This is a genomic window from Sulfidibacter corallicola (assembly GCF_017498545.1).
Classification (GTDB): domain Bacteria; phylum Acidobacteriota; class Holophagae; order Acanthopleuribacterales; family Acanthopleuribacteraceae; genus Sulfidibacter; species Sulfidibacter corallicola.
In genome coordinates, this window is record NZ_CP071793.1 from 5,730,811 (window position 1) to 5,756,915 (window position 26,105).

17 protein-coding genes and 1 pseudogene are annotated in these 26,105 nt (G+C 60.9%); 7 read left to right on the plus strand and 11 right to left on the minus strand.

Annotated features, from left to right (window positions below; all coding sequences use genetic code 11):
- Positions 1-183 precede the first annotated feature (183 nt).
- Positions 184-369 carry a hypothetical protein gene (locus J3U87_RS17490; RefSeq protein ID WP_237384344.1) on the minus strand — a complete coding sequence of 62 codons (186 nt, stop codon included), beginning with the start codon at positions 367-369 and terminating at the stop codon, positions 184-186.
- Positions 366-509 carry a hypothetical protein gene (locus J3U87_RS17495; RefSeq protein ID WP_237384345.1) on the minus strand — a complete coding sequence of 48 codons (144 nt, stop codon included), beginning with the start codon at positions 507-509 and terminating at the stop codon, positions 366-368. Before J3U87_RS17495 ends, J3U87_RS17490 begins: the two co-directional genes overlap by 4 nt.
- Before the next feature lie 904 nt (positions 510-1,413).
- Between J3U87_RS17495 and J3U87_RS17500 the strand changes: the two genes are divergently transcribed.
- A complete protein-coding gene (locus tag J3U87_RS17500; RefSeq protein ID WP_237384346.1) occupies positions 1,414-2,580 on the plus strand; it encodes an FAD/NAD(P)-binding protein in 1,167 nt (388 codons plus the stop codon).
- A gap of 145 nt (positions 2,581-2,725) precedes the next feature.
- Here J3U87_RS17500 and J3U87_RS17505 read toward each other — a convergent pair whose 3' ends face one another.
- Positions 2,726-3,157 (minus strand): helix-turn-helix domain-containing protein, encoded by a 432-nt coding sequence (locus J3U87_RS17505; protein ID WP_237384347.1) that lies wholly within the window; start codon positions 3,155-3,157, stop codon positions 2,726-2,728.
- Between the two features lie 241 nt (positions 3,158-3,398).
- Here J3U87_RS17505 and tmpT point away from each other — a divergent pair, with 241 nt between their 5' ends.
- Complete coding sequence (gene tmpT, locus J3U87_RS17510) at positions 3,399-4,031, plus strand: thiopurine S-methyltransferase (protein ID WP_237384348.1); 633 nt, start codon at positions 3,399-3,401, stop codon at positions 4,029-4,031.
- Positions 4,032-4,187: 156 nt separating this feature from the next.
- On the opposite strand, the gene J3U87_RS17515 is transcribed toward tmpT, so the two are convergent.
- The 6 genes from J3U87_RS17515 to J3U87_RS17540 form a co-directional block, all read right to left on the minus strand.
- Positions 4,188-4,598, minus strand: a complete 411-nt coding sequence (locus tag J3U87_RS17515; protein ID WP_237384349.1) for a VOC family protein — start codon at positions 4,596-4,598, stop codon at positions 4,188-4,190.
- A 142-nt stretch (positions 4,599-4,740) separates the two neighbouring features.
- Positions 4,741-5,061, minus strand: a complete 321-nt coding sequence (locus tag J3U87_RS17520) for a hypothetical protein (RefSeq protein WP_237384350.1) — start codon at positions 5,059-5,061, stop codon at positions 4,741-4,743.
- 162 nt (positions 5,062-5,223) lie between these two features.
- Complete coding sequence (locus J3U87_RS17525) at positions 5,224-6,357, minus strand: tryptophan 7-halogenase (RefSeq protein WP_237384351.1); 1,134 nt, start codon at positions 6,355-6,357, stop codon at positions 5,224-5,226.
- A 108-nt stretch (positions 6,358-6,465) separates the two neighbouring features.
- Positions 6,466-6,879: a hypothetical protein gene (locus J3U87_RS17530; RefSeq protein WP_237384352.1), complete on the minus strand. Its 414-nt coding sequence runs from the start codon at positions 6,877-6,879 to the stop codon at positions 6,466-6,468.
- A gap of 32 nt (positions 6,880-6,911) precedes the next feature.
- Positions 6,912-9,224 carry a LodA/GoxA family CTQ-dependent oxidase gene (locus tag J3U87_RS17535; protein ID WP_237384353.1) on the minus strand — a complete coding sequence of 771 codons (2,313 nt, stop codon included), beginning with the start codon at positions 9,222-9,224 and terminating at the stop codon, positions 6,912-6,914.
- Positions 9,225-9,240: 16 nt separating this feature from the next.
- Positions 9,241-11,340, minus strand: a complete 2,100-nt coding sequence (locus J3U87_RS17540; RefSeq protein WP_237384354.1) for a tyrosinase family protein — start codon at positions 11,338-11,340, stop codon at positions 9,241-9,243.
- Between the two features lie 716 nt (positions 11,341-12,056).
- Between J3U87_RS17540 and J3U87_RS17545 the strand changes: the two genes are divergently transcribed.
- The 5 genes and pseudogenes from J3U87_RS17545 to J3U87_RS17565 all read left to right on the plus strand — a co-directional run bounded on the left by J3U87_RS17545 (position 12,057) and on the right by J3U87_RS17565 (position 15,239).
- On the plus strand, positions 12,057-12,389 hold the full coding sequence (locus J3U87_RS17545; protein ID WP_237384355.1) for a hypothetical protein: 333 nt from the start codon (positions 12,057-12,059) through the stop codon (positions 12,387-12,389).
- 135 nt (positions 12,390-12,524) lie between these two features.
- Positions 12,525-12,686, plus strand: a pseudogene (locus J3U87_RS35300) (hypothetical protein); the annotation flags it as partial.
- Positions 12,687-12,756: 70 nt separating this feature from the next.
- Positions 12,757-13,371 (plus strand): hypothetical protein, encoded by a 615-nt coding sequence (locus J3U87_RS17555; protein WP_237384357.1) that lies wholly within the window; start codon positions 12,757-12,759, stop codon positions 13,369-13,371.
- Positions 13,372-14,086: 715 nt separating this feature from the next.
- Positions 14,087-14,551, plus strand: a complete 465-nt coding sequence (locus J3U87_RS17560; protein ID WP_237384358.1) for a helix-turn-helix domain-containing protein — start codon at positions 14,087-14,089, stop codon at positions 14,549-14,551.
- A 73-nt stretch (positions 14,552-14,624) separates the two neighbouring features.
- Positions 14,625-15,239, plus strand: coding sequence for a hypothetical protein (locus J3U87_RS17565; RefSeq protein ID WP_237384359.1), 615 nt, complete (start codon positions 14,625-14,627; stop codon positions 15,237-15,239).
- A 45-nt stretch (positions 15,240-15,284) separates the two neighbouring features.
- On the opposite strand, the gene J3U87_RS17570 is transcribed toward J3U87_RS17565, so the two are convergent.
- Entirely contained in the window at positions 15,285-20,993 is a 5,709-nt protein-coding gene (locus tag J3U87_RS17570; RefSeq protein ID WP_237384360.1) for a serine/threonine-protein kinase, read from the minus strand.
- Between the two features lie 233 nt (positions 20,994-21,226).
- A complete protein-coding gene (locus J3U87_RS17575) occupies positions 21,227-26,032 on the minus strand; it encodes an RHS repeat-associated core domain-containing protein (protein ID WP_237384361.1) in 4,806 nt (1,601 codons plus the stop codon).
- Between the last annotated feature and the right edge of the window lie 73 nt (positions 26,033-26,105).

Here is a 26,105-nt window from a genome sequence, read left to right on the forward strand (position 1 = left end):
AACAGATGAAGCACACGAAATGTTGGTTTTTAGATCGTTTTCCCGAGTGAGAGCGTCAGCGACTCCCGCCCTTCGGCGCCACATCATCCAAACACCGGAAACAAGGCGGGCTTCTCCGCAGTTCGAGCACCAAGGGATATCCCTTGGGTCCGGTAAGGGAGAAGCCCACGTTGCGCGATGGGATCAGTCGGGGATGGGCTGAGCCCGCGCCATGGAGGGCTGCCGCATCAGGTTGAACACGAAGGTGGTGCCGGCGATTTTGCGGCCGTTTTTCGCGACGGCGATCACCGAACCGTGGGTCGGAAGGGTGACACCCGGGAACACATCACCCAACAGTTGTGCGTGGGGCTGATTTCCGGTCAGTGTCATAGTTCGATCCACCAGCCCAGGGGCTGCCAGGAGAACCCGTCCTCGCTGAGAAAGAGTTGGTTGTACTCGGAGCGGGTAAGGAAGCGACCATTGCCTTGAACGATCTCTTCGAAGGCCAGACCGGGCAGGCCCTGATCCATTCTCGAGAAGAGGCCGCCAATGTCGAAGATCGCTGCTTTCGGTAAGTGTGCCTCGGAATCGGAGGGCCCTATCGAAGCTCCCACCGATGGCCAGAACCCGGTTGTCGCGTACGAGGACGTCTCGAACCTGACGAGGACTGCTGACTTGGGACCACTCGGCCCAGGCAGGTGCCAGACCGGCTGCGAGGGTCAGCGCGAGTAGGACGATCGCGATCCGCCGTCCTGGCGCCTGGATGGGTTGGGGGAGGCGTCGCTCGAAAATCTTGGCATGCATCGATTGTCTCATTCCTGAACCTCCAGAGGTACCGCGGCGGCGATGGACGGTTGCCGATGTTGGTTGAAGACGAAGGTCGTCCCGGTAATCAACGCCCCGTTTTCAGACTGGGTTCGAAGGGCGTAGTGACCCGATGGCCCTACCCGGCTGCCAAACCATTGGTCCAGCGTTCGGGCGGTCGGTTGGTTGCCCAGGAGTTCGAGCTCTTCCGTAAACCGTCGGTAGGCATAGGTCGCGCCTCCGCCTTTGGCGAGGCCAGGTTCAGCCAGGTCGATTTGCGCTGCATCTCTTCTCCTTTTGGTCGAACAGGTCCGGGAATTGGGCCCGTCGGCCGGATCGGTGCGGCGGCCCGGCGATTCAACGGGCGGGTGGATTGGCGGAAATGGGGGCACGAGGCGCGACTTGAGTGGTGCTTTGGGTGTTGGTGCAAGGTGAACAAATAAAGTGAAGCGAGGGTTAATGATCGGTGGTTCTCAAAAAAAGGTTTTCGATTAAATGATAATGATATATCGTTCTTTTGGGGTGGGAGGCCGTGCCCGTCTTCTCGAGAGATACTTGGCTCGGCTGCTCCCCATACGTTTCCCGAAGGCCGCTACCACTCCCTTTGCCGGCTTTCGAAGAGGATAGACCATGTTGAATTGGTTGATTGTCGGAGGCGGTATTCACGGCACCTACCTGTCTCACCTGCTTAGACACGCGTGCGGGGTGCCCGATGCTAAAATCCGAGTGCTCGATCCCGAGGATGGTGCCCTTGCCGGCTGGTTTCGCAACACCAAGAATACCGGCATGGCCTATTTGCGTTCGCCGATGGTGCATCACATCGGATTGACGCCTTCCTCGCTCAAGCAGTTCTCCAAGAAGTGGCGCGAACGCAAGTGCTCGATCGCACCTTACGAGCGTCCCAAGCTGTCGATGTTCAACGCCCATTGCCGCCATGTCATCGAGCGCCATCGACTCGAGGACCTGCGCGAACAGGGGCGAGCCGAGCGCATTCTGCTCAAGGGCAATCACGTGGTGGTCGAAAGCGATCGCGGGCAACTCGTGGCCCGGCGGGTTGTCTTGGCCCTGGGCTCGGCAGCGCCCAGGGTGCCGGCGTGGGCCGCGGGTCTGCAACAACAAGGCGTGATGGTGAACCACCTGTTCGCTCCCGACTTTTGCAGCGACTGTTTGCCGGTTCACGGCTTGACGGTTGTGGTTGGCGCGGGCATCAGCGCGGCCCAGTTCGCGCTCAAGGCGTTGGAACGGGGTGCCGAACGGGTCGTGGTCATCTCGAAAAAGGCGCCGCAGGTTCATCAATTTGATGCGGACCCCGGTTGGTTGGGCCCGAAGTACATGAATCGCTTCAACCGCGAACGAGATTTCGGTTTACGCCGCGAGATGATCAGCCGTGCACGTCGCCGGGGCTCGATGCCGAGCGACGTCTACCACCGACTCGAACATCAGCGACGCGCGGGGGAAGTCCTGTGGCTGGAAGGCGTGGTGCGTCAGGCACGGCAACAGGACGGCCAGGCGCTCCTCGAAGTAGGTAACCAAAGCCTGGTGGCGGATCGGGTGATTTTGGCGACGGGTTTCGACAACACGCCGCCCGGTCAGGCGATGATCGAACACCTGGCTCAGGAACACGGACTGCGGCGTTCTCCTTGCGGCTTTCCGCAAACTGATCGATTCTTGCGGTGGCACCCACGTGTATTTATGGCGGGTGCGTTGGGCGAGCTGTCGTTGGGACCGGTGGCTCGCAATATCGCCGGCGCGCGTCGTGCCGGGAACGTGTTGAGCTATTTGTTGCGACGCAGCTAAAGCGGCAATCCACCGCGTTCAGGCATCCCAGGTCGGGGCGATGCGTGGGCGGACATTTCGCCGTTCGTCCCCCAACCTCCGCCTGGATGGTGCCGATTTGAGGCCCGCCGGAGATTTGCGGGCCGAAGGAACGCGCATGTAGTTCTCAGCGCGTTTTGCCGCCCGACTTTCGCGGGTTTTTCAGCTTGCCCTTTCCGGCCGCGCGGAGCAAACGCTGGAATTTGGGACATTCGAAATGGCTGGGGGCCCGGCACTCCGCTGCATGGCGAAGCCCGTCGCGAATGGCCATGATCCGTTGAATGTTGTTGTCCAGTTCGTCCGCCTTGGCCAGCAGTAGATCCCTGTCGATCTTTGGGCCGTCGGGGGTGAACAAGGCGGCGATCTCCTCGAGCGAAAAACCCGCGAAGCGCCCCAACGAGATCAAGGCCAAGTGCTGGAGCACACTGGAATCAAACAACCTGCGCAATCCTCGTCGGCCCGTCGACTGAATGAGTCCCTTCTCTTCGTAATAGCGCAACGTGGAGGCGGGTAGCCCCGAACGCTTCGCCACCTCGGCGATATCGATCGTTTCCGTCATTTGTGCTTGACCTCAAGTCGACTTGAACTTGTATCCTTATTCTACCCTCGATGCGGTGCGATGAATAGCCCGCGAGACGCCACCCATCTGGTGATGGAGGTTGCCGGGGTTCGAGCTCGGTAGGCTCCGCATCTCCGGCGAGCCGAGGTGTGACAATGTGCGATCACCTCCTTCTCGATAACCTGGGGTAATTCTCTTATAGTATGTGTAACTCGAAAAGATGTCTGAAAAAGGAGCCTTCATGGAAGTCAGTTTTTGGATGGACCGGTGGGAAAAACGCGAAATCGGTTTCCACCTCGACGAGGCCAACCCCATTCTCGTGAAACACTTCAACCAACTCTCCTTGGAGAAGGGGAGCCGCGTGTTCGTGCCCTTGTGCGGGAAAACCAACGATATCGGTTGGCTGCTTTCACAGGGCTATCGCGTTGTCGGTGCCGAACTGAGCGAACAGGCCATCGGTGAATTGTTTGCTGAAATCGGGGAAAAACCCGAAATATCGGAATGCGGTAAAGTAAACCGATACAGCGCCAAAAATATCGACATTTTTGTCGGCAATTTCTTCGACCTGACCGGAGAGATATTGGGCCCCGTCGATGCCATTTACGATCGAGCGGCCTTGGTGGCGCTCCCTAAAGAAATGCGGGAGCGATACACCCGACGCCTGATCCAGATCACGGGAAAAGTGCCGCAGTTGCTCCTTTGCTTCGAGTACGACCAACAACTGATGGAGGGCCCCCCGTTCTCCATCGTTTCCGAGGAAGTCCATGCCCACTATCGGGACAGTTACCGTCTCGTTCTTTTGGAACGCATCGATCTTCCTGGCGGATTGAAGGGGAAACACCCGGCCATCGAAAGTGTTTGGTTGCTTGCGTAAGACCGAGAAATCCGAAGTCTGTTCGTTTCCGTGACTCGAGGCCGAACTCTGGGGGGCTAGCCGGTACACGGGTATTCTCGGTCGCCATGGGCGACGGGTGCCGCTACCGGGATTCGCTGCGGCTTGCGTCTTTTGACGTGGCCGGTCCGAGGCCCCTCAATCCTGCGACGTCCAGGGATTGTAGGTGCCGAAATTCCATAAATGGCCTTCCGGGTCACGACAGGAAAAAAGGCGGCCGCCAAAGTCTTGGTCCTCCGGCTCCATGACGATTTCGGCTCCGGCGGTGCGGGCCGTCTCGCAAAGGGAATCGACTTTGGACACGATGATGTACGGGCTTTGGGTCGTGCCCCCGAGCGACGCCGGCGTTCGTTGTAATTTTCCGAAAGCGTCGTCACGAGCGCTGCCAAGCATGATCATGGCCTCGCCGAGGACGAGCTGGGCGTGCGCGATTTTGCCGGCGCCGTCGTCGACGACCAGGCGGCGTTCGAACCCGAAGGCGTCGCACAGCCATTGGATCATCTTCGCGGCGTCGTCGTAACGCATGGTGGGAATGATGGTGGAGGTCATGATTCGGTCCTCCTCCTGCTGTCGGTGATATGGCGTGAGCATACCATGGGGCTCACCGCTGGACAAACGAGTGGTGGGTATCGAAGTATTCACCTTCGAGGGTGGGCTCGACATTCGACAAGGGAACAGGCAAGCGCCAGAACTAAAAGCTGAGTCTCATTCCGGCTGTCAGGCGCCGCTCTTCTCCCGGAACGTCGACCTCAATCGATCCGGGTACGGAATGGCGTTCGTCTAAAAGATTGCGAGCGCGCAGTTCCAAGCTGTAACGGCCCAGGGAAACGGCGGTGCCCACATCGAGCAGGGTGTGGGCAGCCAAAAAGTACTCCTTGCGTCCTGCGATATTGATGTTGGTGATGTCGGCCCGTCGCTCACCCATGTAGCGAGCCAGTAGGAAAAGCTGGGTGGGCCGCCGAAAATCGGATGAAGCGGTCAGGACCAGATTGACGAGGGGATCGGCGAACAAACCCATCCGCAGGCAAAGAGAATTCTCCGGCCTGCCTGTCGGCCCGCCGGGTCGACACTTCCAGACAATTCACTCTTCGCGGAATCGAGGGGGAACGAGTTGGCGATGATTAACCGGTTTAATTTAAATCACTTAGGTGGGGTCTTTCTTTCTGGTGCAGACTCATGACGAGATCAGCGATTCCCAACCGATCGGTCGGGACTCCACCGAGCTGCAATCATGGCGTCGTTGCCAGAACCGCTCGCCTGGCCAACGCCGCTCCATGCGGTAGTACTTGGCTCTGGTGGCCAAATAGTGGTGAAAGGTCTCTTTGATCAGGTACCGGTAGCGGCGCATGGCCAGGGGTTTTCCGGCTAAGTGATCGGCGACGGCGTAGCCGGCGAAGATGCCGGAGGACAGTGCCCGGCAGATACCCTGGGACGAAAGCGGGTCGACCGCCATGGCCGCGTCGCCCGTCGCCAGCCAGCCGGGACCCGTCACCGGATCGAGTCGTTGGCTGAACGCCGGCCTCCGTCGTGGCGGGCCGAGGGGACCTGCTCGGGTTAGCCGCGTACGGGTATGTCGGGTTTGCGCCAGCGCGTCCCACCAGTCCGACGGCCGCCAACTCCGGAAGCTGTCGCGATCCGTCATCAGCGCGACCACCATGCCTCCGCCCGGCATCACCGACGAGTACCACCAGCCGTTGGGCACCGCTTCGACCGTGGTGTAGGTCTCGGTCAGTTCCGTCCGGAAGTGGGTGTACCAACCCAGCAAGCGGTCTTCGACGCGGAGGCCCGCTCCCTGGCGACGTGCGAACCAGGCCGTTCGGCCGCAAGCGTCGACCACGAATTCGGCCCGCAGCCTCGTCACTTCGGGATGGCCAATCAGCGGGAGTAACCAGTCTCCCGTCTCTCCGTCAACGGGGCCAATCGTTCGGCTGCCGTGTAACAGCCTGGTGCCGCACGTATTGGCCGCGTTGGCCAGAAAATCGTCGAAGCGCGCTCGGTCCAGGTGCCAACCGGTACCGCGTGCCGCGAAGACAAACGGCTGGTCCACCAGCTCCGCCGTTCCCCAGGCGGCTTGAAAACCGTGACACGGGTGGTGGCCCTCTCGACGGAATGCCGACCACAGGCCCAGTTGCGAAAGGAATTCCCGTGCCTGCGGCGGCAGTGTTTCTCCCATTCGCGGCTGCTTGTCACGGTCACCCGCGACCAGCACGACATCGAGATGCGGCGCGTGACGGTTCAAGGTGATCGCGGTTGCCGCGCCCGCCGGTCCGCCCCCCAGCACCGCCACCTGACATTCGATCGTCGACATTCCGCACCTCCACCTCCGCCACCCCGAATGAGTCGTGCATCGGACCTCGCCGGGTATCCCCGCTCCTAGGGCCCGACCACCTGCGCTCGATAGCGAAACCGGGCGGGGTCAATCGTCTTGACGGACGGCGTACCACGAGGCGACGACCCCCGCCGGACTGACACCGGACTGCGAAGCGTGGGGGATGGTACGCACGATCGAGCCGACGATGGCCGGCCGTTGTTGGATCCCGTTGGGCCAGTGCGGCACCAGATATCCCTCGTAGTCGTAGATCCATTCTTCGCCATTGACGAGGCCGTTGCCCTGGAAGCGAAGGGTCATTGGATCGCCGTAGCTGCGCGAGCCCTGGAGTTGGAGACGCCAGCCCGGGCCACCGAGGGTTCCGGCGAGCCGCTGCATGGGCGCGGGTTCGATGACCAACGTACCCTGACCGAAACGAAGGTCGTCGAAGGACACGTCGAGATGGGGGTCGTTCAGCAGACTGCGATAGCTCCAGGTTCCCTCGAACGGGTTTTCGGTCATGGTTCGCTCCTTCTCGGCAAGGATCCCGGCGGTCAGGTCGGCTCGGCATCCTTGCGTTCGACACTGATGTAGCGGGGCAGATCGGTGGTGTGGTCCTTTTCGAGTTGTGCTTGCGAGAGATAGGGGTTCTCGATCACGAAGCCGAGATCTTTCCACGCGGTCACCATTTTCAGGTCGCCGGCATTCGTCTGAGGAATGCCCCGGCTCCAGCCCAACCATTGGTAATTGGGTTGGCCGCCCTGGAAGGAAACGACCTCCAAGGTCTCCAACGGCCGATGGGCCGGCCACCACATGGTTTCCCAGGTGCGCATGGTGCGCTTCAGGCGGGCGTCGTTCTCGGAATCGGGATAGAGGTCGTTCCAAGCCTCGTAGGTGACGTCGATGTCCTGCATCGAGCATTCGTTGAAATCGGCCTGCCAGGGAAGCGCCATCTGTTTCGTCAAATCGCCGGGCTCGAGGCCGACGCTCAGATCCGTTTGCGCGTTCAGTGCATCGATCTGGTCGTCGAACGACTGGCCCGGCGTCTTGTAGGCGCTGGCCGCGGTTTGACCGAATTCGGCGAATCGCGGGGCCGCCTTGATGCGGTAGGGCTCCGTGTAAATCGAGGGATTGCGAATCAGCCAGCCCACCTCGGCGCCCGGGCAGAAGGCGCCGCCGCAGAGATTGCTAAGGACGCCCCGGTCCAGTTCGTGACCCGATTCGCCCATGCCGGGCGGCAGGCGCTCGCGCGCCGTGGCCATCTTCGCTTCGTTGATGAACTTGCCCTCCATCCACTGGCGCAGGATGAAGAGCTGGTAATCGGTCAGTCGCAGGAACTTGGAGGGCAGCGTGTTGGAGATGGGATTGTCGCCGGCCAGCAGCGGCATCAGCGGTGCGTTGGCGGTGCGGCTGTGGGGCCTGCCCAACTCGCGAAAGGTGTTCTCCTCGCCGGCCTGGCGCAAGACGTTGTAAATGTAACGCCGGTTCTTTTTGTAGGGATCGTCGCGGACGAAGGCGATCAATCGGGTCTGCAGCGCGCTGTGAAACATCGATTTGGCGCGGTCTCGATCCGATTCGGGCCAGTCTTCGAAATCTTCGATGGGGTCCTTGCCTTCGCGCGACCGGCTGAGATTGACCCATTTGCGGAAATGGGCCTCGGTGCTCTCCCGTGCCAGCATCTCCTCGACCCGGTTCAGGTCGACGGTCGGCGGCCGCCCCAGCAATTCCTTGTAAAAGGTGCCGCGCTCGGTTTGGTCGTGGGGGAAATTGGATTGGCTGAGGACGTTGGCCAGCCAGGTGTAGTACCAGGGCCGCGAGATGATCGGCCAAATGTCGCGATGGAACCAGGGGAGGTAGTCCGGATTCCACTGAAGTTCCTGCGCGCGCCACAGGGCCAGCGCCTCGGGGTCGGAAGTGTCGACGATTTGGGGGTTGTCGAAGCTGCCCTCGAGTCCGTAGATGCCGGTGTCTGTCGCGAATTCGCGGATTCCCATGTCGTGGACGACGTCGTCCGTCGTCACCTGGTCCAGGATCTGGGGGACGTAGGCCGGATAGGCGGCGATCACCCAGGCGGGACCGGCGACATCCAGGTAGCGATAGGCGTCGATCGAATCCACGTACATCTTGAGCCGCGCCATCACCGGCCCATCGGAGGTGTCGTCGAACCAGCCGTCGTTGTTGGCGTAGTGGTCGATGCGCGGCTGGCCCATGCCCGTCTTGTAGGAGCCCGAGCGGCCGTGGCCGCCCAACACGATCAATTGGCCCTCGCGATTGGTCATGATGTCGCCGAGCGTTTCGATGCCGTTCGGGTTCAACTCCGGCGGAAAGGTTTGCGCGTAATCGGCGTCGGGGTCCTTGTTGAACGAGGCCCGACGCCGATCGCCACAATCGACGGTTCGAGGACCCGGATCGATGATCAGCCGCTGGCGCGCTTCGGCGTCGGTGATGTCCGGGTTGCGCAGCGGGTGATCCGGTCGGTAGCCGTGCTCTCCTTCGAGCTGTTGGAAGCTGTACCAGGCGGCCTTCTTGTTGGCCAGGTGGACGCGCCACTCGATGTCGACCAGGGTGCCGTTGTTGCCGCCACCTTCGATGCGGTCGCCCAAGCGCAAGCGACGCCCTTTCACGTCCTGCTCGTCGTGCACGAAGATCTGGAACCGCGCGCCTTGGCGTTTGATGCGGCCCTCGGCGTCCTTGAATTTGGCGATCGTCAGCTCGCGCGTTCCGTCCGGGCTCAAATCGGCATTGCCCTGGGCATCGCATTGGATGGGTAGGGCGCCGGGTTTCTCTGGTGACAGGCAGAAGCTCGTGGGACTGTCGCCCAATCTCGCGATCCCGATCGCCGGATGAATGTGGTAGGTCTTGACCATGGTTCCGTCCTCCGGTTCAGTCTTTGAAATTCAACGAGACGCTTTCCAACCGCAACATGTCGGGAATCTCTCGACCGTCGACGCCGACCACCACCAGGGCGACCTCGAACCGGGTGGCACCTGTCGCGGCCAGGTGTTGCACGCATCGAGTCACGTCGAGACGGTAGTTTCGCGGCGTATTGTGGTGGCGATCGCGCAGATCGAAGCGATCCTGCCGATCGGGCGGCAGGTCGCAGTGGCCGGGTCCGCCGTAACAGATGCCGTGGCCGAAAATCGGGATGTAACCGGCGAAATGCGCGTTGTCGCGGAAGTCGGTCGCGGCGCAGGCATCGCGCAGATTGACGAAGGCGCGGATGTAACAGGACAGCGGCATTTGCGGCACGCGATGCAGCCGCAATTCGATGGCTTTGCTGCTGCTCATGACTTCCGCGGGGATCTCGGTGGCTTGGGTGAACATCCGCGAGATCGGCGTCCCGTGACCCACCGGAAAGATGCAGGTGTGCACGACGTACTCGTACCCGAAGCGGTGGATGTCGTAGGTGTCGCGCACCGTGTAGTTCCAGGGTGTCAGCACGGCCGAGGGATCTGCGGGCTCGCAATGGGGGTGGGCGCATTGCCATTCCCACCACAGGCGATCCACGTTGATGTGGTGTGGCCAGAAAATGGGATCGAAGGAAGCGGTCAGGTTGCTGAACATGTCGCCGAACTGGGGTTGGGCGTAGAGATCCTTGCGGCTGTGGTAGGTGCGCCCGCCGATGCGCACGCCCTTCGGTGGTACCTTTTGCTCCGGCGCCCAGCCTTCCTTCTCGTAGTCGGGATTCATGCCGCCACACCAGATGTGGAGCGTATTGTGGGGGTTCTGGTCGATCCAACCATAGGAATCGTTGTAGCGACTGCCGCCGCCGTAATCGCGAAAGTTGTTCAGGCTCTGGATCTGGATGACGTCGTTCAGGGACGGGTAGTGGTAATGGATGATCTCGTTGATGGTCGAGGGCTTGCCGTCATCGGTCTGGAACTCGGCCGGGTAGCGCAGGGGATACCACAGAGAATTGGAGGCCAGGAGCTCGTCGATGAACCAGGTGCGGTAGCGCTGAGCCAGTGTCTCGCCGTCCAAGCCGGCCTTGTCCCAGATCGCGATCACTGCATCGAAAAAGGTGCGCTGCGAGGTGAAGAGCCGATTCACCAACGGGGTGAGCAGGGGAAAGAGTGCGGCGCAATCGTCCGGTTTGCACGTGTCGCGGCAGCGCCGTTCCAGGTTGCGGATCGACTGTTCGGTCAGGAAACCCTTGAAGGATTCGGGAATGATGTCGCCCTTCAGATCGCCATCCCGGTACCGCGGCAGTGTCCAATCCCAATAGGGGAGCGTGACCTCGGGCACCACGTCCTGGAGCGCCTTTTCGAACTCGTACATGTAGATGCGGTGCCAGGGGAGGAAACGCTCCCAGGCGTGCTGGCAATGGTTCTGGTGGATGAGGGCCTGGTTGTTGTAGTTGCGACGGTCGGCCGGCCAGCGGTTGAGATGGTAGAGCTCCCTGAACGCGTGGCGCAGCCGTTCCAGCTCTGCCGGGCTCAGAAAGTCGAGGTTCTTGCGTTGCCGTAGTGCGTTGCCGGGCCGATAGTCCTCGGCTGGCTCGAAAATCAGGTGGGCCCTTTCGTCGCCTGGCGTGTCGACCCCCGCCTGAAGGGACACCTCGTGAACCCGATCCTCAACGGGGCACCCATCGTCGATCCATCGTTCGATGAAGGCGATCTCCTCGGGAGGCAACGGATCCGCACCCCAGGGCAGGCGCGGCAGTCGCTTGCCGTCGAAGGGAAACTCGCCGCGAAGGCCCTTGATCAGGCCTGATCGCGCGCCGCGGGAATCCGCACTACCTTGCGGTTCTTCGTGTGTCGCCTGCGCGACCTTCTCTTTGTTTCCGCAGCACGAGTGCGTGGGCTTCTCTTCGGGGGCGATCAAGGGAATTCCGTGAATCTCGAAGGCCTCGAGCTTGTCGATCTCCAGTTCCCAGTACTTCTCGTAATCCTCGTAGGGATAGGTGCCGGCGCATGCCGCGCGCGCCAAAATGGCTTTGACCCGCTCGAAACGCGACAGCTTGCTTTCAGCGGTCGTGGACATCTTCGCTCCTCCGGCGCCCCGTTGGCGATCGCTGCCGGGACCGGGTCGCCTGTCGTTGGTGAGTGGGGAGATCGATGGGGAAAGGCCGTGCATTCAACTCGAAAACCGGAGGACGGGATCGCTCGTGGGGATGTGGGTTGGCTGCGGCACCGGTGGCGACGACCAGGGGTCGGACCCTCGGCGAATCCGATGGTGGTCGCACCTCACGGGACAGGTAGAGGGTTCGGATGGCGAGAACGAGGTCACACGCGGCGACGCAGAGCCACAGTTCGCGCGGCGAAGGGATCGTGGCTAAAAAGAAATGGGAGAGAGGTAAGTTTGGACTATTGTGCCACTGTGAACTTTTTGGATCAATTGAAAATGCTGAATTGTGCGGTAAATTGATTTGGTGCTGGCGAGGCCGTTCCACAAGGTCGATTTCGACCGTCGCTTCAATCTCCCATGGCGTTTGTCACGCTTTGCGGATCTTTCGAAGAGCGGTACCGTTTCCTCACGATTGACCCGATGTGGTCGCGGTACAATCGGTGCGCATCTTTGCCGTCTTACCGAATCCGGTGCCAACCGTCGCCTGCCGGGATCGATCGAAAAGCGAGCGTTCCAAGTCGCGCCGGCGTTCGTGGAAACCTGCCGGGGCCCCCGGTGCCGTGGGAATTCGCTCTCCCACCTGGGACTTGCGGCGACGGTGGCCTTGCCGACTTTCGTGCCAAGGAGAAACCATGAGTACCTTCGTCGCCTTGAGCATTTTCGACATCGAAGCCAGCAAGCCAAAAGCCGCGATCCCCGCGGTGGTGCTCTCCACTGCCGGTATGGGGGACCGAACCGATGCCGGCGGCAATTACGAGTTGAAGATGCCTGTGGACGGAACCTACCGCATCATCGCCGTATACAGTGTTTTTTCCGTGGCGAAAACCGCCACGCTGGTTCAGGGCGCCACCACCACGGTGGATTTCGACCTCAACTTGGACGTCAACTGCCAAATCGAGCTGTGGGGCCAATTCGACGTGCGATTTTTCGTGGGGTGCGTCAACCAGACAGCGGCATCACCCTGAGGGGCGATCATGAAACTCGAGTTTCCGTTCAGCATTCTGGTGTTATGTTGGTCGACTTTTGCCCTGGCCATTCCCAACGAAGGCTACGAGGGCCTGTTCGTGTCCCAACGAGCCAAGCTGCTCGTGGGAAGCTTGATGGGTACGAGCATCAATACCTGGAGCGGGAATCTGGTCCTTCATCGCGAAATCTTTTTCGCCGATGACAAGGGCCTGCCGGTCGAGCTCTACCTCGTTCACAACCTCGACCACCGAACCATCGGCTCTCCGTTGGGGTTGGGTTGGCGACACTCCTATCAGGTTCGGTACACGCCTCAGGGCAATGGCGACATCATCATTTCGTGGGGCGACGGCCGCGTTGGTCAAGGGCATGGCCCACCAGGCAACGGTCCTCATTTCTGGATTGCAGGAATACAACCGCTCGCAGCGCGAGGGGCAGCAAGGGTTTGGTACCCTGTTGCGCGTCGGTGGCTCGGCCGCGGTGGATTTGGCGTTTACGGTCGCCAGTGCGCCGACCGCGATCGCCGACTCTCTGCTCAACACCGGAGTGGCGCAAACGATGAAGAACTCGTTTCGGGTGCCGATCGCCTATTTTAGCTGCCAACAGACGGCCGATCGCATGGAGCGGGACATGGCCAACGGCAAGTACGGCTATCTGCCCCAAGGCCTGACCAAGTTGGGCGCGGCCCTGGCCGATACCCGCGCCGGCGAGTACGTGACTGACCGTTTGAGAGACGCCATTCACACCGGCAAGCAGGTCACGCGCAAGATCGCTTCGACCGCGAAGAGCCTGTACCACAGAGTCGCCGCCCAGGCCGGGGGCCGGATTGCCGGACCACCGGGTTTCAGGTGGGTAACTAATCGAAGCGAATCGTTTGGGAGTTCCCGCATTTGTGAGAGGGGCGTCGTTGCAGTAAGTGCCGGGCCCACCCAGGGCGCCGGGCCGACATTTTTCGACGAACTCCCCGCGCATTCGCCTTTTTAGGTTTTTATCTTTATCTTCGAGCTTTACAGAGTTTGTTACATAAGAGGCAAACGCGCCCTTTCCAATGCCTACGACACCGTCACCGGCGTGCAGGGCAGCCTGTTCTCCTCCAGGGAGTGATTCGTTTGGATCTCGCAGGAAATAGATGCGCCTGCGAGACGCTTTTGGGCGCGTCCCATGAGGAAATGCTTTGAGCTCGGACAGTTGGGCAAGACGTGGAAGGGATGTGTTTTAGGAGTTGTTTTGTTTGTTTCGTTTATTGCGTTTATTTCGTTTGTGAAATATGTTTTTATCAAAAATGCTCCGAACAAGCGCGGTGGAAGCCTAGCTTGATTCCGAGAAAGAAACAACGCGGAGCGAGCCTGCATGGTGGTCTCGGCTGCCTGAGAGGGACGTCGTGCACGGCCGGTATGGCCAGGTAGGTGCGACCGCTGGTCGCACATTCCGAAGCTCCTGCTTCTATTGGCGCTTCGCTCTTAGGCGTTTCCTATTTTCGCAGCCTTGATCGCTTCGAAGTGTCGGCCGGGCCGGCATACCGCCCCTGACCAACTTACTGCCATGCCGACCCTCATTAAATGCGGGAACTCTGAGCATGGTCATTTCGACATGTTCAGCCGGCGGGCTTACCGCCCCTGCTGAACCTACCGGGCACGACGAATCTTTCGGCATGCGGGAACTCCGAGCAACTTTGTTTCAATAGAGAGGGAGGATGATCATGGCTGTGCATGCATTGAGGCAACCGCCACCAAACAATGATGATATTGCTCTTGCTCGCGATTCTGGGCAGCGACTCGCACCCTTTGCGCAATCGGCCAGATCCTTAAAGATTCTGGTGTCGGATTCTGATCAGGAGCAACCCATTGAACTGCCCGCAGGTGCCGTTGCGCTTCTCATGAAGATACTCGAGGCCATGGCGGCCGGGCGTGGTCTCCATCTCATTCCGGAGAGTGCCGAACTAACCACTGTTCAGGCCGCCGAAATTCTCCATGTTTCTCGTCCCTTTCTCATCAAGTTGCTGGAGGAAGGAACCTTGCCGTTTCGTAAGGTGGGAAGACATCGCCGCGTTCGCATGGAAGATGTCATGGCCTACAAACAACGGATCGATCAAGAACGCGAGCGAACTCTGGATTTACTCGTGGCCGACGCTCAAGAGCAGGATATGGGATACCTCGACTCATGAGGCGGTACGTTGCACTGCTGGTTGCGAATGTTCTCTACCCGGCCCCTATCAGGGATCTTTTCCTCGAAATGGGATGAAAAGTCACCTTTCCGGGGGACAATTACCTTACCCATTGTTTGCGGAACATTTATCTATGATGTCGATTCCTTTCTCTATTATAAAAAAAACAACAGTAGCGGAGATTAATGCCTTGAGTCGACCTCAATCAGCGGTTCTTTCTCTCATTCGGTATGGGTTGAGTGGCACTTTCATCCTCTGGATACTCATGTGCCAAGCCTGCATGGAACAACTAGACCCAGAACCCGACAGCGCAACGAACGGGTGTTTTAAAGAAACCAGATTTTGGGTGATCGTCAGTAAAGAATGTATCCTCATTTCGGATGGGGTTGAAGATTTGGGCGTCATTTCCAAAGAAGATTTTGCAAAGTATGTCGTGCTTTGGCATGACCAATTGATCGCGGAAGCAGAAAAAAACCAACCAGGGTCGCCAAGTTTTTTCGAGAATGGCAAACCCAGGGCTGCCATCCGAATTTCAGATAGTGTGCCCCCTGCCGAAATCGAAGGCATCGTTTCCATGGTTCGAAGCGCTGGTTACCACATCAAATTGTTTCCACCTTTCTCCGAGGGCTCCGGTGATCGTTGTAACCTACCGACTGCATCGCTGTTACCTGAAATCGCCGATAAATGATCGGGCTAGGCGGATCTCTGAAATTACTTTGCCCGCAAGGCAGGATCAGTTTTCGGTGGCGGCTGCTAGACGCTTTTGGGCGTCTCGCACGAGGTAGTGGTCTTCCCCGAGGCGGTCGACCAATGTGCGATGGGCACGCCCTAATAGGCTGAGCCCATCGCGCTTCCGCCCGAGATCGACCAGAATGCGGCCTTTGATCGAGGCGGCGACCTGGTGGGATTCGTGGGTGTCGGGCAGCGCAGCGGTGTAGATGGCGGTGGCTTCCTCGACCAGGGACAGCGCCCGATCCGGCCGTTCGAGGTCGGCGTTGGCAATCGCCAGCGGGAGGAGTGCGGCGGCTACCTCCGGATGTGCGTCGCCCAGGCTTCGACGCCGTAGGTCGAGCACATTCTCCAATTCGGTTTTGGCGCCGTTCACGTCCTGGCGTCGCATTTTCAGGAGAGCCCGTTCCAGGCCCACCGACGCCCCAAGCAAGGGGTTCTGTAAATCGCGGGCCGCTTCGTGGGCTTCGCTGAGTAAGGTTTCGATCTGTCCGATGTCGGCATCGCGTTGGTCTCCACGTAGCAGTACCGCCGCCAAGCCTTTGTGGATGGGAATCAGGTCCTCTTTCTCGATGGACGGTTGGGCTTCGCTCGTGGCCAGTGCTTTCCGATAGTAAGACTCCGCCTGCCTCAAATCGCCCGAAACGAGATAGAATTCGCCGGTTTGCCACAAACTGGCTATAAATTGACGGTGATCTTCGCCGAGCTTGTTCCGGAACAGTTCCAGGGACTTGTGATAGTGGGTTTCGGCGGAGGGGTAATCGCCGGTTCTCATGAGAACATCGGCCAGCCTGCTCAGATTCATGGCCACGGTGGGATGGCCGTCTCCGTGGAGTTCGGTGTACCCGGCGAGCACTTGGCGGATAAGCGGCTCCGCGGCAGCGTATTCGGCTTTTTTCGCGAGCAGGTCTGCCAGGTTTTCGAGGGTGCCGATGGACCTGGGGTGGGTTTTCCCCAACAGGTCGGTGCGCATGGCGAGGGCCCGCTGGAAGATGGGTTCGGCGGCGGCGTAATCGCCCTTTTCGACGAGCATGCAAGCCAGGTTGTGGAGGGACGTGGCCAGATAGGGATGGGCGTCCCCCAACTGGCTTCTGTAGATGGCGAGTGCCTTGCGCAGCAGGGGTTCGGCGGCCGCGTAGTCACCCATGTCCCACAAAATGTTCGCGAGGTTGTTGAGGCTCGCCCCCACTTTGGGATGGTCTTCCCCCAGGCGCTCGATGCGCATGGCGAGCGATTGCCGGGAGAGCGGCTCGGCGGCGGCGTGATCGCCCCTTTTCCGGAGAAGAAGCGCGAGGTTGTGGAGACTGTCGCTGACGCGTGGATGGTTTTTTCCCAGCATCGCCGTTTGAATCTCCAAGGCCTGGCGAAGAAGGGGCTCGGCGGCGGCGTAGTTGCCTTTGCTCCAGTGAAGGATCGCGAGGTTGTTGAGGCTCGAGGCCACGCTCGGGTGGGTTTCGCCCAGGAGCGCAATGCGCATGTCGAGCGCCCGTCGATACAGGGGTTCGGCATTGGTGTAGTCGCCCTTTTTCCGGAAAAGGATGGCCAAGTGATTGAGGCTGCCGGCCACTTCGGGATGGTTGTCGCCCAATCGTTCGGTTTGAAGGGTGAGCGCCTGGCGGTAGAGGGGCTCGGCGGCGGCATAGTCGCCCTTGGCTTCCTGGAGCATCGCGAGGTTGTTGAGGGCGAGGGCCACCTGGGGATGCCGCTCGCCCAGCAGGTCGCGGGTCAGGGTCAAGGCCCGATGCAACAGGGGCTCGGCGGCGCCATAGTCACCTCTCGCCTGGAGCAGTTCGCCGGATCGCGTCAGGCAGCCGATGAGGTGGGGATGGCGTGGCCCGAAACGATTGCGGTAAATGTTTTCGGCTTGGTCGAATCGTCGTGCGGCTTGTGGGTAATCGCCCTTTTTTTGGTGTTGGATGCCGAGCATCGCGTAGGTTGCCGCGACCTCTGAGTGCTCCTCGCCGTAGTGGTTCCGCTGTAGGGTCAGCAGCTCGCGTAGCTCGCCGATGGATTTGTCGTAAAAGCCCAGCGCCGATTGCAGGGCGGCCCGGTCGCGAAGCAATGCCAAACGTTCGCCGATGGCCTCTTCGGTGTTGGGTAGATGGGTGGTGGCCCGTTCATAGGCCTTGTCGGCATTGAGGTAGTGACCGAGCTGGAACCAGAGGCGACCGCGGGCGTGCTCCAAGCGGGCGATCTGCAAAGGGCTCGCCTTGGCCTCCAGGCGTTCCGCAAGGTGATCCAATCGGGCCTGCATGCCTTCGTAATCGCCTTCGGTTTCCAGGGTGCGGATCAATTCCCAGGGAGCCTGGTTCTCATCGGTCATTGGGGCGTCGGCATGGGCGACGGCCCCTTCGAGCAGTTCCCGCGAAATCGCGTGGTGGCCCAATTTGCGGTAGACCCGGCCCATGGTGGTCATGAGGCGCGCTTGGATCTCCGGCTGGTCCGCCAGGCTCCGGTCGATTTGGTGCCGGCCGTTTTCCATGACTTCGAACGCGGTGACCTCCCCGCCGCGCGCCAGGTCCGGATCGACGTGATCAAACATCGACAGCATGAAGTCGGTCACGCGTTCCGCCGTTTGCCGTTCCCTGTCGACGGCATCGCGTTCGCGGAGGATCAGAGCCCGTTGAAAAAAGGCAAAGGCCGCGAGGAGGAGGGCGAAGGCCGAGGCCACGACCGCCTGATTGCGGCGCCGGCGCAAACGCGCGATCGTGGCTTCCCGGGCGTGGACTTCCTTTTCCGCCAGGGCGACTCCCGCGGCGACGAATGCCCGTTCCAGATCGGTCAGGTGGTCCGCTTCCCGCGTCACCAGGTCCTTCATTTGGTAGAGCGGACCGCCGCGCAAGAGATGATCTTCGTCGCGATTCGCCGCTTCCCAAGTCGCCGCGGCGCGACGCAGGCGATGAATCAGTCGCGCCGTTTCGCGGTCTTCGGCCATCCACTCGCCAATCCGGTGCCATCGGCGGATCAGGGCTTCGTGCGCGACGTCGACGATGTCCAGGTCTCTGCCCTCGTCTCGGGTGCCGGTCAACAACCGCGAGGCGGTCCAGCGCTGCAGCAGGGGTTCCACCCGCTCGCCGCCCACCGCGATCAGCTCCTCCTTGGTGGCGCGGCGCCGGGAGTCCTCGACGCCCTCGCCGGGCTGGACCAGGCAGAGTGCGAACATCCTGCGCAGGACATGGCGGCCAGCCGCGTCCACCGCGCCATATTCGTTTTCGGCTCGCTTGGCGAGCGCGCCTTCGATGCCGCCGATTTCGTCGTAGGCGGCCTGGGTGAGAAGCCCCTCCTGGTGACGCTCGTAAAGCTCGAGGAGTGCGTGTTCCAGCAAGGGCAACTCACCGGGGGAGCCGGCCACATCGTCCAAGATTCGGTTCAGGAGGCCCGGCTCCAACGTGAGCCCGGCCAAGGCGGCGGGACACTCGATCGACCTCGCCAGTTCCTCGCGATTCATGGGCGGTACCTGCATCAGGTGATCGATCACGTAGTTGTTCAGGTCGGGGTAGGCGGCGCATTTGCCCAAAAAATCGGAGCGCATGGTCAGCAGCACACTCAAGTAGGGTTTGGGCCGGTCCACGGCATAACAGAGGCCCGCCACGAACGCGGCTCGTTCCGCATCGTTTTCGGCGAGTGTGAACACTTCTTCGAACTGATCGATGACAAGACAGAGCTTTTTCTTTTTGGTGATTTCCAAGATTTCGCGGGCAATGAAGTGAAGGGCTTCGGCCGATCCCGAAAGGCGGTTGTACCATTGCTCGGTCGGCAGGTTCAGGTTCGCGCCGCCGAACAACCCGCGAAGCGCGAAGACCAACTCTTCGATGGGCCGACGGTCGGGTTTGAACAGCAACACCTCTTGGTTCCGCTCGCGCAGCCAGGGGATGACGCCGGCCTGCACGATGGACGACTTACCACTGCCGGAAGGACCCAGGACGGCACCAAAGGCGTGGTCGGTCATGTAGGAGGTGATGCGCTGGATCAGCGATTCGCGACCGAAAAACAGGTGGCGGTCTTCTTCGCGGAAGACTTCCAAACCTCGAAAAGGGCAAAGGCCGGTCGGTTCAGGCCGATCCAGTCGATGGACCAGATTTCCCTCGATGCGGCTCGCCAACCGTTTCATGTTCGTTTCATCGACGTCGTCCAGACCGACCCAGGCCAGGCCACGCAGGAAAACCGGTAATTCGCTTTGTTTGTCGGGAAGGCGGGCGCCCGGTAGCAGTAGGGGAATGAAATCGAGGGAAGCCTTGTGATAACCGAGAAGATCTCGCATCGCCGGTTCCTCGTCCCACGGCGTGAGGCCCCGCTTGGTGGAAGCGGGTCCCTGGCACACGATACAGGTCCGGGTCCGCGGCAACGCGCGTTCCCATTCGCTCGAAATATGGGTGCGGGATCGCTCGGAGGCTTGCCAGACCTTCAGGTTTGCCGGGCCCTCCAGGTAGTCGGCCAGGATGGCTACCGTTTCCGTGTCTCGGGGATGGTGCCAAAACAGGGCGTCGAACGTTTTTTCAACGGTGGCTTTTTCGGTGTGATTGAGGCCCGCCATGACCTGATCGAGGCCGTCGATCAGCTCTTTGGCGCTACGGTAACGCTTGTCGAGATCGGGATCGAGCATGCGACGCAATACGTAGCCCAATCCCTCTGGTAGGGGATCCAGCGGGGCGTGCGAAGCCTCGCCGTGGGATTCGGACATCGAAGGGGGCGACTCTGAATCCTCGGCTCGTTCCGGATCGGGACCGGGACCGGGATCCGAATCGGATGTCTCGCGATCGTGCGCCATGATGGGGGTATCCAGGGTCGGTGCCTCGTCGTCACTGTCGAAGGCCGGAGGGGGATTTCGCTCGAATTGGAGCGGGAGGTCGCGCAGGGTCTGTTGGTACCGAAACGAATAGGCGAATCCCCGTCCCTTGGACATGAGCTGGGAAACGGCCTCCAGCGGCGAGATTTCCATCCATCGCGGATGTTCGCCGGTGAGCATTTCCAGGAGCACGATGCCCAGGGAATACAGGTCGGAAGCCGCGGTCGGCAGCTCTCCCATAAACTGTTCCGGTGAGGCATAGGCCGGTGTCATCGGCGAATCGCCAACGGCGGTCAGGGAGGCTTCATTGGGGTTTTCCCGGTGGGCGATGCCGAAATCCAACAGCTTGGGCTCTCCTGTGCGGTCCATCATCAGATTGTTGGGTTTGATGTCGCGGTGAACGACACCCGCCCCATGGGCAAAACCCAGGGCTACCGCCACCTTGCGAATCACCTGCAACAGGTCGTACAACGCCGGGTGACTGTTGGTGCACCAATGGTCGATGGTCTGGCCGTCGATGTACTCCATGAGGAAATAGGGTTGGCCGGTGTCCGTGTTGCCCGCATCGAGCAAGGTCGCGATGTGGGGGTGTTTCAAATCGGCAAGGATTTGGCGTTCCCGGCGAAATCGTTTCTGAAAATGGGGATGCAGCGCGTCGGGCCGGATCAGTTTGATGCAGACCGTCATGTCCAGAACGCCGTCGTCGCGATGGGCGAGATAGACCGAGCCCATGCCGCCGCGACCCAGCTCCCGTTCGATCCGATAGGCACTGACCCGGGTCCCGATCATCATTTGCGACAGACAGGCTCCGGCGAGGTTCTCGTCGTCGCCACAGATGCGACGAACGTAGGCGTCGCGTTCATTCGGCGGTAGGCTTTTGGCCTCGGCGACAATCTCACGGACGTCATCTGGGATTTTTCGATCCATGGTTCCCCCGAGGAAGAGGCCGTTGGGTTCCATGTATGCGGGTGATGAATGAAGGGTTCCGGTAATTTGTTTCGAGCACGGGATCGAAGGGACGCGACCGGCTTTTCGGATCGATCGGTTCGGTCTTTCGTGGCTGGCTGGGGCGGCCTACCACCCGGTCGGTGCTTGTTTGGAGACGATCCGGGAGTCCCGACGGGGGAGAGGTGGTGACTCCCAGGATCGATGCGTTTCGATTAATTGTCGGTGCTGGCTTTCTCCCGTTGCGCCTTGTCGAAGAGGACGTCCTCGAGTAGCGCATCGCGCATGTGGAAGGACACGCCGCCTTCGCCTTCCGTGTTGGGGCCCCACTGCTGTTCGGTCTGGATCTTGGGATTGTTGACGTCGAGGGTGGCGTGCAGATCGATGATGACCGTGTGGCGTTTGTATCCCAGCCCGACCTTGGTGTTGGATGCGTCGCGCCAACTGACGATGACGGCCCAGTGGGTGGCGGTCACATATCCGCTCCGTTTGATTTGGCTGGCCACCACCGGCCCACCGTTGAACACGATGTTCGCGTTGTTGATCGCTTCCACGATGGCCTCGGCCACGCCGTGGCATAGGAACTGGCTCAGGTTCTTGTTCTTTTGCACCTCGTCGAAGCCGAAGGTGTCGATCATGGCGTAATTGCGCTTGGAACCGGCGGAGTAAAAGGGATTCCAACCGTAGTCGTTGGTATCGTGACCGCGATTGCGGACCTCCACATCCGTCGCCACGACCTGCTTCAGCGAGTCCATCAGCTCGGTGTTGGTCTGGGGGTTGCGGTTGATTTCGGTGTTGCTTGCGGCGGCATCGTTCCCGGTGGGGTCGATGTGGGAGATGGGATTGTCGAAGGCGTATTGGTAGGGGTTCAAGGTGATCGGCCGCTGGAGATCCGGAGGCGCGGGGTCGCGGCTGAGGAACCGTGCCGTCACCGAATCGTAGAAGCGGGCCCGCATGTGGTAGAGGTGTTCTCCTTCCCGGCGCACGCCCTTTTCACCCACGAAAGTGAACGGTTGGGTACTGGCACCCTGGCGCGCGACCACCCGACCGTAGGGCGCGTAGGCGTAAGCGTCCGTGACCGCGCCGGCGGCATCGGTCAGGGCGATCGTGGAACCGGTCGCATCGAAATGGTAGTGGCTGACCGCGTTGCCGTCGATTGGGTCGATGGCGTAGAGCAAATCGCCGTCCGGTGTCCAGACGTAGAAGCGGACGAACTGCTGGGCGTTGTCGTCGCGCTCGGCGACGATCGGGTCCAGCCGAATCCCGTAGTTGCGATAGAAGCGACGGGTGACGCCGGACTCGGTCCTGCTGACCAATTCGCCGATCCCGTTGTAATTGAAGGTGATGGTGCCGATCGAAGCCAGGCGGCCGGCGTCGTCCCAGACCTGGGCGGTGCCCCGCCGCGTGGTTTGTCGACCGCGGAGATCGTAGGCGTATCCGTCCGAGGTCACCTGGGCCGCGCTGTCGTAGCTGAAATCCTCGGTGCCCTCGAATCCTTGGAGGCCTGGCGTCAAGGGTTCGTCGACCTCGATACCGGTGATCTGACCGGCTGCATCGCGGGTGTATCGGCGATCCACGATCGATCCGTGCCGAATGCGTGACATGCGTGAGGCGGCGTCCCACTCGAGGGTGGTGTTCACGCCATTGGGACGGGTCACGCCGACGAGTCTGAAATCGTTGTCATAGGTGAGGTCCAGCGTGGTGTTGGTCAGGCTGTCGCTGACCTGCGTCACCAGCTCGGTGACGGGATCGTAGGTGTAGGTAACCGTGAAAAGCCCGTCGTCGTAGCTGATCGAGGCCAGCCTGCCGCCGTCGTCGTAGCTGGCTCCGAAGAGGATGCCGCGATCGTCCGTGGAACTGGTGACTCTCCCTTCGGCATCCCAGGTGAGGGTCAGGTCGTCGGTCGTGAGCATGCGGCCCAGCGCGTCGTAGGTGAAGTTCAGGTCCGTTCCGTCGGTGTACTGCTCGCGTGTGACCCTGCCGCGCCCGTCGAACGTACGTTGCAGGGTGCGGCTGTCCGGATAGGTCACTGTTTCCTGCCGGCCCCTTTCGTCATAGCCGTATTGGGTGCCGTTGCCTAGCGGATCGGTGTCCACCGCGGCGCGGCCCATGGTGGTGACATCGCGGTCCCACACGTTGCCGTTGAGGTCGGTCAGTTCGTCGAGCTGCTGCATGCCGTCGTAGCTGTACTGCGCTCGAGAACCCAAGGGGGTGGTCACCTCGGAGAGCATGCCGCGTGGGTCGTAACTGTAGCTTTTGGTGCGCGTCAGCGGATCCGTGATCGAGCCGATCCGACCCATCGGATCGCGGGCCACGGTGGTCGTTCGATTCAATTCGTCGGTGATGCCGGTCAATTGGCCGACCCGGTTGTAGGCGTAGGCTTTGGTGCGGCCCAGCGGGCTGGTGATCGTGAGTGGGCGCCCGTGTGCGTCGTAGGTGGAGGAGAACGTTTGGCCGCCGCTGGTCGTGTCGGTCGCCCAACCCCGGCTGTCGTAGCTGTAGCTGGTCGTGATGCCGTTGGCGTCGGTGGTCGAAGCCGTTCGACCCATGGAATCGAAGGTGATCGTGGTGGTTTTGCCCAACCGATCCGTGATCGAGGCGATGCGGTCGAGGGCGTCGATCCCGTAGGTCGTCACCATGCTCGCCGGATCGGTGATCTGGGTCAGGACACCGTTGGCGTCGTAGCCGTAGGTATAGGTTTCGTCGTTCTCGTCGGTGAAAGAGGTGAGATGGTCTTCGGCATCGTAGGCGTAGCTCACCTGGTCCCCGCCTGGCAGGTCGCTGCGCGTCATGCGCTTGAAGGTGTCGTAATTGTAGGTGGTTACGCCCACATCGCTGTCGGTGTAGGTGCTCAGGGTGCCGTCGTTGGCATAGGTGTAGTCGCGATTGCCGCCCAATGGGTTGGCGAGGCGCGTCAATTGGCCTCGGCCGTTGTATTGGAAGGTCCATTGGAATCCGCCGCGATCGGTTCGGCTGGTCAGGTTCCCGTTCGCATCGTAGGCGAAGGTCTCGAAACTACCGTCGGCGTAATCCCGCCGCGTGCGGTTCTGGAAGGTGAAATCGACGGTGTCGCTGTTGTCCGGGTGGGTGAAGGTCTGAGGCTGAGCCGTGTAACTGTCGGTTTGGGTGTGTCCTTCCGCGTTGGTGAAGGCGGCCTTTTTGCCGGAGTTGGGCTCGTAGGTCAGGGAGCTGACGTCGTCGGCCCGGTTGCTGAAGGACGTCGGCTGGAAGTCGCTGTTGTACACGAGGTCGATGGTGCTGCCCACATCGTTGGTGGAGGTCGTCGGGAAGCGATCGCGTTCGTGTTGGAATTGCCGCTGGCTCGAGTCCGGGTAGGTGACAGCCACTTCCGAGGTTCCCCGCGCACCGGGCGTGTAACTGAAGGTGGTTTCGTTGTCGAAGGGGTCCCGTTGTGCCTGAATGGCGTGGATCCCGGAGGGATTGGTGGTCCAATCCTGATCGATCGGGCTGTTGCCGCGCGGTTTCGTAAAGGACTGAAGTAGGTAGCAATCCTCCTCGCCGGTACCCGTGTAGGCAAAGGTGGTCATCTGACCGCGGGCGTCGGTGAAGCCGCTGAGCTTGGTGCCCGCCCCGCCGTTACAGGTGTCGTAGTGGAAGGTGATGGTCCGGCCGGCGCCATCGTCCACCTGCATCAAATGGCGTTCCTCCCGATCGACGCTGTCGTTGTACGTGAAGTTCAGTTCACGACCCATGCCGTCGTCGATCTTGGTGGGCAGATGATCGTCGTTGTAGGTGAAGCTCAACCGGTTGCCGTTGCGGTCCAGAATGTAGGCGACCTCGCCCATCCAAACCAGGGTTCGGCCGGGTTGATCGATGTCTCCGCCGCTTTTGCGGAAGATGTAAACGAGCTCGTTGTCGGGCGCCATGACATAGAAACCGTCGTTGAGCTTGCGGAGCTCGAATCGGATCGGCCCGGTGGCGCGGAAGCCACCCTTGCCCTGTGGCTCGAAGACGAACAGGTTGTCGTAGAGCATCATGTTGACGAAGCGCACGGCCGGTTCGACCGAGGTATCCCGAACTTCGATCAAGCGCATGACGGCATTGCTTTGAAAAGCGCGAACGCCATCCGCGGGTGGAAACATCTGGCGACCGGTGTTGAACGGGGTTCGGGTTTCCATGTCGGGGGCGTAACTCATGGTGAACGCGAGGTTCATGATCCCGCCCGGATGGAGCAGTTGCCAGCGGTGGCGGAATTCGCCGCCACCGACCGAAATGGGCTCGGCCGTATCCCAGGTGATGTTGTCGAAGACGCCTCGCGCCTCTTGGGTCGGCGGTGCGCCGGTGAGGGTGGAGACGACCGTATCGATCAGTAACCGGCCACGCGTGCCGCTCTCCTTGGTTTTCCAGTCCTGGCTGGTGATACGCTTGCCCGATCTGCCGGGGCCCGAAGCGGCCGAAATCTGTAGGTCGAAACTGGATCGGCCCTCGGATACCATCGCCTGAATGATCGAGGTGACGTCGAAGGTGTCCTCCAGCCCGCTGGCGGCCATGGTTCCGTTCACCGCCGCGATCTGGTCGTCCAGGGCCGGACGGGTGTTGAAGGATACGGTTGCCTCGTTCCACGTCGCGTTCGCATCGACGGCGCGAATCTGGACCTCGGCACCCGCACCGCAGCCGACCCCGCCACCGCAATCGAGCACGTCCAGTTGCAACTCCGCCGAGGTGACCGAGACCCCGCCTCCCAGCGAGTTGGTGAACCGCAACAGAACCACCGTGCCACCGCCGGCATCGTCGTCAAAGATGAACATGGAAACGTCACTGCCGTGGGTGGAATCGGGTGCGTTCGAGTCGATATAGGTATCGTCCGTCAATTCCACCGAGACTTGGCCCCGAGCCGCCATGGGCACCCAGGCGCCCACTGCCAAGATCGCCAACCAGGCCGCTGAACGTTTCCACGGCCGGCTTGGCCGGGCGTCACCAAACGGGAGCGCCGCGATCCCGCGGGGAAAGAGCTGGACAAGGGAGATCGGCGACGCGAACAATCGGAAGATGCTTTTCACGGGTCCTCCTCAAAAATCCGATCGGACGAAGCGCGTTCGAGGCCGTTCGCTGCAGCAGCGTGGACGAAGGATG